At 61.9% G+C, this 10605-nt stretch carries 9 protein-coding genes; 3 read left to right on the forward strand and 6 right to left on the reverse strand.

Translation table 11 applies throughout. The features are described 5' to 3' along the window. The first annotated feature begins 6 nt into the window (after positions 1 to 6). Together GSVR_RS05840 and GSVR_RS05845 are read left to right on the forward strand one after the other, a co-directional pair. Positions 7 to 582: a hydrolase gene (locus GSVR_RS05840; RefSeq protein ID WP_173201378.1), complete on the forward strand. Its 576-nt coding sequence runs from the start codon at positions 7 to 9 to the stop codon at positions 580 to 582. Between the two features lie 5 nt (positions 583 to 587). Beyond that, positions 588 to 1472 (forward strand): DMT family transporter, encoded by an 885-nt coding sequence (locus tag GSVR_RS05845; protein WP_173201380.1) that lies wholly within the window; start codon positions 588 to 590, stop codon positions 1470 to 1472. 229 nt (positions 1473 to 1701) lie between these two features. On the opposite strand, the gene GSVR_RS05850 is transcribed toward GSVR_RS05845, so the two are convergent. Next, on the reverse strand, positions 1702 to 2496 hold the full coding sequence (locus tag GSVR_RS05850; protein WP_173201382.1) for an ABC transporter ATP-binding protein: 795 nt from the start codon (positions 2494 to 2496) through the stop codon (positions 1702 to 1704). Then, positions 2493 to 3401, reverse strand: coding sequence for an ABC transporter permease (locus GSVR_RS05855; protein ID WP_173201384.1), 909 nt, complete (start codon positions 3399 to 3401; stop codon positions 2493 to 2495). The genes GSVR_RS05850 and GSVR_RS05855 overlap by 4 nt, the downstream gene beginning before the upstream one ends. Before the next feature lie 247 nt (positions 3402 to 3648). Between GSVR_RS05855 and GSVR_RS05860 the strand changes: the two genes are divergently transcribed. Then, positions 3649 to 3975 carry a hypothetical protein gene (locus tag GSVR_RS05860; protein ID WP_173201386.1) on the forward strand — a complete coding sequence of 109 codons (327 nt, stop codon included), beginning with the start codon at positions 3649 to 3651 and terminating at the stop codon, positions 3973 to 3975. A gap of 42 nt (positions 3976 to 4017) precedes the next feature. On the opposite strand, the gene GSVR_RS05865 is transcribed toward GSVR_RS05860, so the two are convergent. The 4 genes from GSVR_RS05865 to GSVR_RS05880 form a co-directional block, all read right to left on the reverse strand. After that, positions 4018 to 6141: an efflux RND transporter periplasmic adaptor subunit gene (locus GSVR_RS05865; RefSeq protein WP_173201388.1), complete on the reverse strand. Its 2124-nt coding sequence runs from the start codon at positions 6139 to 6141 to the stop codon at positions 4018 to 4020. Then, positions 6135 to 7466 (reverse strand): efflux RND transporter periplasmic adaptor subunit, encoded by a 1332-nt coding sequence (locus GSVR_RS05870; protein ID WP_173201390.1) that lies wholly within the window; start codon positions 7464 to 7466, stop codon positions 6135 to 6137. Before GSVR_RS05870 ends, GSVR_RS05865 begins: the two co-directional genes overlap by 7 nt. Beyond that, positions 7463 to 8254, reverse strand: a complete 792-nt coding sequence (locus tag GSVR_RS05875) for an efflux RND transporter periplasmic adaptor subunit (RefSeq protein WP_203978809.1) — start codon at positions 8252 to 8254, stop codon at positions 7463 to 7465. Before GSVR_RS05875 ends, GSVR_RS05870 begins: the two co-directional genes overlap by 4 nt. Before the next feature lie 109 nt (positions 8255 to 8363). Then, on the reverse strand, positions 8364 to 10571 hold the full coding sequence (locus tag GSVR_RS05880) for a TolC family protein (RefSeq protein WP_203978811.1): 2208 nt from the start codon (positions 10569 to 10571) through the stop codon (positions 8364 to 8366). Between the last annotated feature and the right edge of the window lie 34 nt (positions 10572 to 10605).

A 10605-nucleotide genomic window follows, 5' to 3' on the forward strand; every position in this document is an offset into this window, starting at 1 on the left:
GGAACAATGAATAGAAAACCTGATCGCGCAGAAGCCTGGAACCTGCTGACAGAGTTCGTGCACAGCGACAATCTCCGGCGCCATGCCCTGGCAGTGGAGGCGGTCATGCGGCATCTGGCCCGGAAGCGGGCTGCGGATGAAGAGGAGTGGGGGGGGATCGGACTGGTCCATGACATCGATTACGAGCGCTACCCGGAGGAGCATTGCACCAAAGTCCGGGACATTCTCGGCCAACACGGCTGGCCGGAGGAGTACATTCGGGCCGTGGTTTCGCACGGCTGGGGCATCTGCAGCGAGGAGGAGCCGCTGACGGACCTGGAAAAGAGCCTCTACGCCGTCGACGAATTGACCGGGCTGGTGGCCGCCGCCGCGCTGGTTCGCCCGTCCCGGAGCGTTCTGGATCTGCCGGTGAAGAGCGTGCTCAAGAAATGGAAGGACAAGACCTTTGCCGCCGGGGCCGACCGTTCCGTCATAGAACGGGGGGCCGCGATGCTGGGCGTTTCGATCGAGGAACTGGTGGCCGATACCATCGAAGGGATGCAAGCCGAGGCTGAGGCTATCGGGCTCAAGGGAAATCTGTAGCAGACATGGGGAACGAAACAATCCAAAGAAACGATGCGCCTCTGCAGCGGGGGACCGCAGTGCTGTTCCTCTTTCTGGCGGCGCTCTGCTGGAGTCTGGGGGGCGTGCTGATCAAAGGGGTGGCGTGGCATCCCATGGCAATCGCCGGGGTGCGCAGTCTGATCGCTGCCGGAGTGATTCTGGTGGCCTTCGGCCGCCCTCGCTTTACCTGGTCCGCCCCCCAGATCGGCGGGGCGCTCGCCTATGCAGCCACCTCGATCCTGTTCGTGGCCTCCACCAAGCTGACCACCGCCGCCAACGCCATTCTGCTGCAGTACACCGCCCCGGCCTTTGCCGCCCTGTTCGGCATTCGCTACCTGGGCGAACGCCCGCGCCGCAGCGACTGGATCGCCATTGCCGCAGTCATGGCGGGCATGATGCTCTTCTTTCTCGACCGCCTGAGCCTGGCCGGGCTGTGGGGTAATCTGGCGGCGCTGACCAGCGGGGTCACCTTTGCCTGGATGGCTTTGTTTCTACGCAGGCAGAAGGATGCCTCGCCGGTGGAGTCGGTGCTGCTGGGCAATCTGTTGGCCGGCCTGGCCGGCATCCCCTTCATGTTCGGCGACGGTCCCGATGCCGCCGGCTGGCTGCGCCTGGCCGTGCTGGGGGTGGTGCAGCTCGGTCTGGCCTACACCTTTTTCACCCGTGCCATCCGTAGCGTCACGGCTCTGGAGGCGCTGCTTATCCCGACGGTGGAACCGGTTCTCAATCCGGTCTGGACCATGATTTTCATCGGGGAGGTGCCGGGGAGGCTGTCGCTGTGCGGCGGGGCGATCGTGATCGGGGCGGTGTTGGTGCGGGGCATTGTGCCCTTGCTGCGCAATCGGGGTCTGCTGCGGCGCGGAGGGTAGGGGGAGTTGCGAAAGAAGAAAGAGGGAATTACAAAGGTATGACTTCCTGAGTCCGTGATGCCTCCCTGCCTCCGCGTCTGAAAGGCCTCTGCCCTTGCATCGTGGCGGCATGGGGCATTTCGGCGGAGGCCGGCGGATACAACGGAGTGCTGCACCCGGGCGACGTTGGGGCCCCGGCTCTTTCAGTCGCTCCGGCAGTACGGCACCACGGACTCAGAATTTATTCAATTTATTCCGACAGCAGAGTCTTGTCGTCCTCGAAGCTCTTGTGACGGATCTCGTGGAACTTGTCCACCAGCTTTTCGACGGTCAATTCCTTTTTGGCCTGCCCCTCGATGTCGAAGATAATCTCCCCTTTGTCCATCATCAGCAGGCGATTGCCGAACTCGATGGCATGGCTCATGTTGTGGGTGATCATCATGGCGGTCAGGTTGAATTCCTTGATGAACTTGTTGGTCAGCTCCAGCACGATCTGGGCGTTCTTTGGATCGAGGGCGGCCGTATGTTCGTCCAGCAGGATCAGGGCCGGCTTGGAAAGCACCATCATCAGCAGTGTCAGGGCCTGGCGCTGCCCCCCCGAGAACATCACCAGGTTTTCCTTCATGCGGTGTTCCAGCCCCATATTGAGCTGAACCAGCTCCGACTTGAAGTACTCCCGCATCTTGTGGTTCAGGCTGCGCTTGAGCCACTTGAACCCCTTGCGGTAGGTGATCATCATGTTGTCTTCCACGCTCATGTTGGAAGCGGTGCCGAGCAGCGGGTTCTGGAAGATCCTGCCGATATAGGTGGCGCGCTTGTACTCCGGCTCGCGGGTCACGTTGCGCTCATTGGCAAAGATGGCCCCCTGGGTCGGAGAGAGCGAGCCGGCGATCAGGTTGAAGAGCGTGCTCTTGCCGGCGCCGTTGCTGCCGATGATCGTGATGAAGTCCCCTTCCTTGACCTTCAGGTTGATGTTGGAAAGGGCCTGGTTCTCGTTTACCGTGCCCTGATTGAAGATTATCGAGATGTTCTTGAGCTCTATCATTTGTCCACCCTCGCCCTGAGGGCGGCCTTCTTCAGTTTCCCGGACTGGGTCATGACCAGCAGCACGATGATCAGGATGCCCTTGATCAGATTCAGGTCATTGGGGGTCATCTTGACCACGTAACCGTAATACCGTCCCAGGTACAGCACCGCATGGAACAGGATCGATCCCATCAGCGCGCAGAAGGTCAGGACACCGATACGATTGCTCTTCATGATCAAAAACTCGCCGATCATGACCGAGGCCAGGCCGGAAATGATGATGCCCTGACCCAAGCCCACATCTGCAAACCCGAGATACTGGGCCGCAAAGGCGCCCGATACGGCCACCAGGCCGTTGGACAGCCCCACGCCGATGGTTTTCAGGGTTTTCGGGTTGACCCCCTGGGAGATCACCATCTGTTCGTTGTTGCCCATGGCTCCCATGGTCATGCCGAGATCGGTGCGGAAGAACATGTCGATCAGCACCTTGACCACGATTGCCACCAGCACGAAGAACAGCAGCAGGATGTACTCGTCCGGGATCAGCCCGGAGAAGCGGTCCGATACCTTGGTCAGGATGGTTTCCTGGTTGAGGACCGGCACATTGGCGCGGTTACCCAGGATCCTGATATTGACGGAATAGAGCATGGTCATGGTCAGGATGCCGGCCAGCAGGTTTGGTACCTTCAGGTGATTGTGGATCAGGGCTGTCACTACACCGGCCATCACCCCGCCGATAAAGGCGATCAGGAGCGCCAGCCAGAGGTTCATCCCCATCAGGATGCACTGTACCATCAGGGCTGCCCCCAGAGGGAACGAGCCATCCACCGTCAGGTCCGGGAAATCGAGGACCCTGAAGGTCATGAATACCCCCAGGACCATGATGCCGTAAATCAGGCCTTCTACCAAAATTCCTTCGATCATATCCCGCTACCTGCCATCACGGAAACCGGCATACCCTGTCCGCGTATTTTCACTGTCTGTCTCCTCCGCACTGATTGTATGGCCTCGGCGCCAGCGCCCCGACGCAACGGAAGAAATTACCATTGGGGGCAAACCGGTGTCAACGTGATTTGGTCTTACCAGGCAGTAAAAAGATGCGCAAGAGGGCATGTTGACCTATCATATATCTATGGCGAGACGAAATCCCGGAGAGGAGAGGAGATCAACCATGAAACGCCTGACGTTCACTGCGGCAATCCTGACGGTATCTCTCGCTGCATTGCTGAAACCGGGAGGTGTCGGTGGGGAGATGTGGGTGGGGCAGCAGGACTACCACCCGGACAGCAAGGACAGCTGCCTGATCGTAGCCATAAATTGCGTATCCTATGACGAGTCGCTGCAGGAAAGGATCAACCGGCTGAACACCGAGATCTCCAAGGGGAGGGATGTGTACGACGCCGATGAACTGGCCATACTCCGCCAGAAGCTGGATAAGACTTACCAGCGTCTGGACGAGAGCCGCCCCAGCAGCCTGTTCAATCCCGGGTATCCGTAACTCCTCCGGCCATCTCTCGCAGGGGCGGCCGGCCGGTCGCCCCTACATCCCCATTTCGCGCACCACGACCGCATGGGCGTTGCGCAGGAGTTCCACCAGGAAACTGCGCTTTTCCGCCTCGATATGAGCCACGCCCCTGAGTTTGAAGAGCGGCACGCCGGCCGGCATGCACCTGTCCATGCGGATGCGGAAGAGCGGCGCATCGGGAATCTGTTCCCCATGGGCATCCTGGCGCGCCGGCAGTTTTCCCCCGTAGGTGGAGGCCAGGAAGGGCTCGTCGATGACCGGGATATTGACCCGGTCGATTTCCGCCACGCGGCAGTCGAAGGTGCCGAATTCCGTGGCATCGGGGATAAAGTGCGCGGATGCGCCGACGCCGATCCGATCCAGGTCCCGTTCCCCCACGTAGGCGTCGACCCGGTTGCTGCCGGTGTCGGCCAGGACATAGAATGGTTCCTTCCGGGGCACCCAGAGCCCGGGCGTCAGTTCGTCGTTGCGGTCGACAATGACGCCATCGAACGGTGCGCGCACACTGAGCCGCCCCAGTTCTTCCTTCAGCCCGGAAAGCTCCGTGGTCCCCTCTTCGAGACGCCGGCGAGGAACATTGCCCTGGCTGAGCAAACGCTCGTCAAAGACCTGCTGGCTCACCTGCCAGCGGGAAACCGCCGCGGAGGTGAGTACCTGCCGCAGGCGCTGTTCCGTATCCGGAGACGAGAGCCGGAGCAGCACCTCGCCCGCCGTGACCCTGCCCCCTTTCCTGCCGGTTACCGACTCGTCCGTGACCAGTGACGGCACCTCGGAGGACACCTGCTGTTCGCGGACCGCCGAGAGCACGGCCGGGGCACTGAGACGGCCACGCCAGGGCATGATCAGGAGCGTGATGAAGACCAGGATCAGCGCCGCGCTCCTGAGGAGAGCCGTGTTCAGACGCAGATGTCCCCTGATGCGCCACCAGGCCCGGACCTCCCGGTAGAGCGGCAGCCAGATGAACCAGCCGATCTCCACCGCGAACAGGAAGATGCCCAGGGCCTTGAAGAAGTAGTGGTAGACCAGCAGGGCGATGCCGAGGAACACGGAGAAACGGTATATCCAAACCGTCAGGGCGAACAGCACCAGGAAACGCCGGCGGTGCGGGCTGGCCACCTCGGGAGGGGGATCAGCCAGACCGAAGAGCGCCTTGCGCAGCCACCAGCGGCCAAAGGTAAAGGAACGGGCATGCAGATTCGGTATGCCCAGGAAGTCGGACAGGATGAAATAACCGTCGAAGCGCATGAACGGGCTGGCATTCAGGGCTATGGTCATGATCCAGGTGGTGGTGGCCAGGATGAAGGCCGCACCCCGGGCCGGTCCGTCCGGCAGGATGATCCAGAACCAGGTGGCGGCCAGGGCCAGCAGCAGTTCGGCGGCCATGCCGGCAGTGCCGATGGCCAGGCGCTGGCGGCGGGAGGTCAGCTTCCAGGCCTCGTTGGTGTCGGTATAGAGCATGGGGGTCATGACCACCAGGGCGACCCCCATGGTGGGAATACGGCAGCCGTAGCGGTGGGCCGTGAAGGCATGGCCGAACTCGTGGGCCACCTTGGCCAGCGGGATGGCCAGCCCCATGGTCAGCAGTCCTTCCAGGCTCCGGTAGGCAGTGAATGAGTGCCGGAACAGGTCCCACTGGCGCGAGACGAGAAAGAGCGCCATCAAGGTGAACAGCAGCACGGCACCTCGGAATGGGGCGGAAAAGAGCCAGGCCACCCATGGTCCCAGTGCGTCCAGCAGGCGCTGGGGCCGCAGCAGGGGCACCCTGATGAAGAGGTAATTGTGTAAAAGCCACGAGCCCAGGCCGGGACGGGTGGCTGCCCTGGCCGCTGCGAGCCGGTCGCAGGCCCGTGCCGAGGCTGCATCCAGAAGGAAGTTCTGCTCCAGAAAGGCAATCACGCTCAGGACGTCGTTTTCCGACAGGGCCAGGGTCGTTTCCCGGTTGACCGCCTCCAGTACCGCATCCAGGCTGCCGAGACGCCAGCGGGACAGTATCTCGAAGGCGGGCCACCCCAGCAGGAAGAACTTGTTGGCCGCCGGATCGTGCAGGGTCCATGCCGGAGTGCCGTCGCCGGAGGGGGGAGCGGGAAAGATGCCCAATTCCTGGCGCAGGGGGGGCAAGGGCAGGGCAGCGGCTACCATCCGATACGCTGCCTGAGTGCCGTCAGGGGGCGGCGGAAGAGAAAATATCCCAGCGAGACCTCTTTGCCGAAGATCCTGGCCGTGCCGCTGAGGCCGATGCGCGGCGGCGCCACGGCGGGGCCGAAATCGGCTTTGATGCGGTAGGCCACCAGTCCAGCCGGCGTCACCTCGGGTTTATAGGCCGCGTACCGAACCGTTCCCTCCAGGGGGTGCTGCGGGTCGGTGGCCAGATAGAGCCGCACCGGGTTGCCCGGGCCGAGCTCGATGGCGTCGGCCACCGGCAGGCGGATCAGCATCTCAACCCGGCCGGGATCGGCGATGGTCAGGACCCGTTCGCCGACGGATACGTTCTTGCCCACCCAGTCGCTCTGCTCCCCGAATACGGCGATGCCGGAGCGGGGGGCGCGCACCTCGGTCCGGTCCAGCAATTGGCGGGACCAGGAGAGCTCCGTGGCCCTTTCCTCCATCCGGCCCCGGCGGGGAGTTACCTCAACCTTGCTCTTGTCATCCACCAGGGCCGACTGGGCTGCCTGACGGTATTCCTCTGCCGCTACCTGAAAGGCCTTGGCAGCCACCCCGTGTTTGGCTCTGAGGTTGGTCCGATCGAACTCGAACAGGAGCTGCCCTGCGCTGACCGGCTGGTTCGGTTTGACGTGAAAGCGGTCGATGACCGAGTCCAGCGGCGACCTGACCACGAACGGCTCCTTGGGAACCACCTCGGCCGGGGCCTGCACCGACATGCGGACCGGAATGAACAGGGCCCCCACCAGCAACAGGAACAGCGCTATCTTGAGCCGGGCCGACACGGCCATGGCACCGATGCGCCGCGCCATCCTCCTGCCCGTGGTCACGGCGGCGATGCCGTGGGCATACACGGCGCTCAACTCCGTCAGCAGGGCTACCTCGTTTTCGTGCCACTCCTCGTCGCGCACCAGCAGGAGCAGGCCGAGGATCTCGCCGGTCTTGCCCTTCAGGGGGGCGATGACCCCGTGGGATGGCAGCCATTCTTCCCAGGACCGGGACAGGGCCGGAGGCAGGTCCCGGGCATCGATGGGTCGCCAGCCGCCCTCTTTCCGCCACTGCCGGAAGCACTCTGCCAGCCACTGGATGTAAGGCGAACTCCGGTCCGGCTCGGGTATGCCCGACACGGCGAAGACCCCTTTGCCTTCCAGCCAGAGAGCCGCCTGGCGGTAGGCAATGAGCTGCTTGCTCTCGTTGACCGCAATGAAGCCGATCTCCTCGATGCCGGCCGCCTCCCTGACGCGGCGGGTGATCTGCAGCAGGATGCTCAGCCCCAAAAGTTGGCTGTCGCCGGTCTCGCTCATCGCTGCCCCTTGCTGAAGCCGGCCCAGCCGCTCATGCCGGGCAGCAGTTCAGCGTGGCTGCCGATGATCTCGGCGGTCAGCGGCACGGTCTGGCTCAAGGGATCGATGCGCGCCCCCAGACGAACGACACGGGCAGGATAAGAACGTCCCAACTCCTCGATGCGGACTGTGAAGCGACTGTCCGGCTTCAGCCAGGAAAGCCAGCGGGAGGGGACGATCAGGCGGACCTCCAGCCGGTTGGCCTCGATGATGTCCATCAGCGCTTTACCCGGCGTGACATACTGGTAGGCATCCACCTGCAGTTTGGCGATCCTGCCGTCATAGGGGGCCTTGAGGCTGCATTTCGAGACGTTCACCCGCATGGCCTCCTCTTCGGCTGCGGTTTCCTTTACCTTGGCCCGGGCCTGGTCCACCTCCAGGGAGCTGATCGAGTTGAGTTCCACCAACCGTTGGCTGACCTTGAGCGCCTGACGGGCAGCCTCGGCCAGGGCCTCGGCTTTGCTCAGCTGGGCATTCAGTAGGGAGCAGTCGAACTCCACCAAGGGCTGTCCCTGGCGAAACCTCTCGCCTTCACGCAGCGGAAGCCTGGAAATATTGGCGGCAATCTCGGATGAAAGCGTTGTCTGCTGGAAGGGGGTAAGCTGAACGCGGATTCTGCCGTCCAGCGCCATGTCCTGCGCCGCAGCAGCGGAGGTACACAGCAGAAAGGCCATCAGAGCTACAATCGGTAAAGGGATGATGCCGAAGTGGTCGAGCAACAGGGAGCGGAGGGCGGTGTGGCGTTTCATGTGGTTCCTTTGCAGCGTGATTCGTTTCGTAACTCCCGTAACTCCCCCTGCCTCTTTAGAGCCCAATAGGGCCTAAAGAGGCAGGGGGGTACCGTGAGCTATAAACAGTTTATTTCCCGCAGCTGAAGTTCGTCTCGATGCGGCGGTTTTTCTGCCTTCCTTCTGCAGTGTCGTTGTCCGCGATCGGTTTCTTCGCTCCGTATCCTTTGGCTACGATACGTTTCGGATCGATGCCAAAGGTGTTGATCAGGTACGAGCGGATAGTGTCAGCCCGGCGCTGCGACAGGATCTGGTTGTCGATATTTTTCATCCCAAGGGGCCTGTTGTCGGTGTGTCCGGATATCTCTCCGGTCGCTTCGGGAAACTCCTTCAGGAAGTCGGCCAGTTTTTTGAGTTCAGCGAAATGCTGCGGTTTGATGGTTGAGCGCGCATTATCGAATTCCAGCGCCAGGATCGTCTGTTTGCACAGCCGGGCGTCGGCGTTCCCGGGGGGGAGCGTCGCGACAGCCGGGACAACAGCCACGGCAGGGATAACTGTTACAGGGACAGCCGCCGCAACGGGGACCGTAACCGTGGCGCTTCGTGAAACCGGCCTGTTGTCCGGCCCCTGGCAGGTCAGAGTATATTTCGTGGTAGTGCCGGGTGCAACGGATATTTCTCCGCGGGGGTCGACCTTGCCGATTCCGGGCTCAATCTCACAGGCAGTGGCGTTGGATGAACTCCAGGAGAGGATCGTACCGTTGCCCTTGGTGATGCTCTCCAGTTCCAAGGTCGGCGCGGCTGCCGGCTGTTCAGGCTGAGAAGCCGGTTTGGCAGCGGTTGCGGAGACCGGAACACAGTAATCCACTGGCGGTTTCAGCCGGGCGGCTATGGCTTCGGCCAGCGGCTTGATCTCGTGGGACGTGACGGTTTCCGGGAGCGGGTCCTGCCCCAGGGTGGCCGTGATCTGGCCGCAGGCGTTCTGCAGCGAGGCATAGTTCTGGTAGCTGCGGAATTCCGCCATCAGGGCCGAGGTGGCCGAACGGATTTCGTTCAACTGGTTGGTCGAGCCGCTTTTGGCCTGGTTCACGGTCTGTTCGTAGATGCGGGCATCCACATCCTGCAACTGTTCGGAAAGCTCATACTGCCGTTTGCGGTTGAAAAAGTCCTGATAGGCCACGTGAACCTGGGTAAGGATGGCCATGCTCAAGGCCAGGCGCTGGGCCTGGGCGATTTCGGTCTGGCTCTTGGCGATCTTGATCTGGGTCGGTCCGCTGAGCAGGTTGAGCAGGTTCCAGGTAACACGCGCTCCCCCCTCAACCCATTTCTGGTTCACCAAAAAACTGTTGCTGTCGTAATGCCCCCCCACGGTCATCTCCATGCCGGGCAGCATCCGGGCGATCGCCTTGTAGGTTTCGTTCCGGCTGATCCGTTCGTTGTAGTCGGCCTCGATCAGCTCCGGGCGCAGCAGCAGGGCCTGGTCCTCAAGTTTCTCGATCTTTTCGGTCACATCCAGCATTTCAAGCTTTGACGGGCTCACCAGAATCAGTGTCTGACCCGGAGGCAGGTTGATCAGCGAGGCCAGGCGCGGCTTGGCCTGGGCCAGCTCATCCCGGAACGCTTCCAGTTGCTTCAGGATCTCGAGCAGCGACTTGCGGTAGGTCAGCGTTTCCATGGGTGGTCGGAGCTTCTCCGATTCGATGCTGGAAGCGTCTTCCAAGGCCTTGCGGACCTGCTTCAACAGCGGCTCGCAGCGCCCCTCCAGCTGCTGCGCCCCCAGGGCCAGCCAGTAGGCCTGTCGGATCTGCTGCATGATGCTGTGGATCACCTTGCGGCGGCGCTCATTCATGATATGGGCGCGGTCGGCCTGCTGCTTGGCCTGAAAATAGGTCACGCCGAAATCGAGGATGTTCCAGGTCAGAGTCAGGTCGCCAAGGTAATGTCCCTTGTCCTGTGATGTCGAGTTGGTAAAGTTGGGCACTCCGGTGTCTACGTTGACACTGGACGAGGCGTTGAAGGAATCGCGCTCCGTATAGCCGGCCGCCGCCACCAGGCGGGGCAGCATGTCGTAGGTCACCAGATCCGTCTGGCGCAGGGCCAGGGCCTCTTCCATCAGCTTGAGGCGGTGATCCAGGTTGTACTTGATTGCTCTTGCCATGGCCTCTTCCATGGTGATCGCCGTGGTCAGCGGTTCCTGATCCTTGTACATGGATTCCCGGTCCGAAGCGATGCGCTTCAGGATATCCTCCTTGACCATCGGATCGGTGGTGACGGCGCACCCTGCCGTCAGCACGCAGAGAATCGCCGCCAGCGTCGTCTTTTGCAGTTGTCTCTTCATCTGGTCCGCTCCTTGTTGCATAAAATATGAATAA

Source organism: Geobacter sp. SVR (assembly GCF_016865365.1).
Lineage (GTDB): Bacteria > Desulfobacterota > Desulfuromonadia > Geobacterales > Pseudopelobacteraceae > Pelotalea.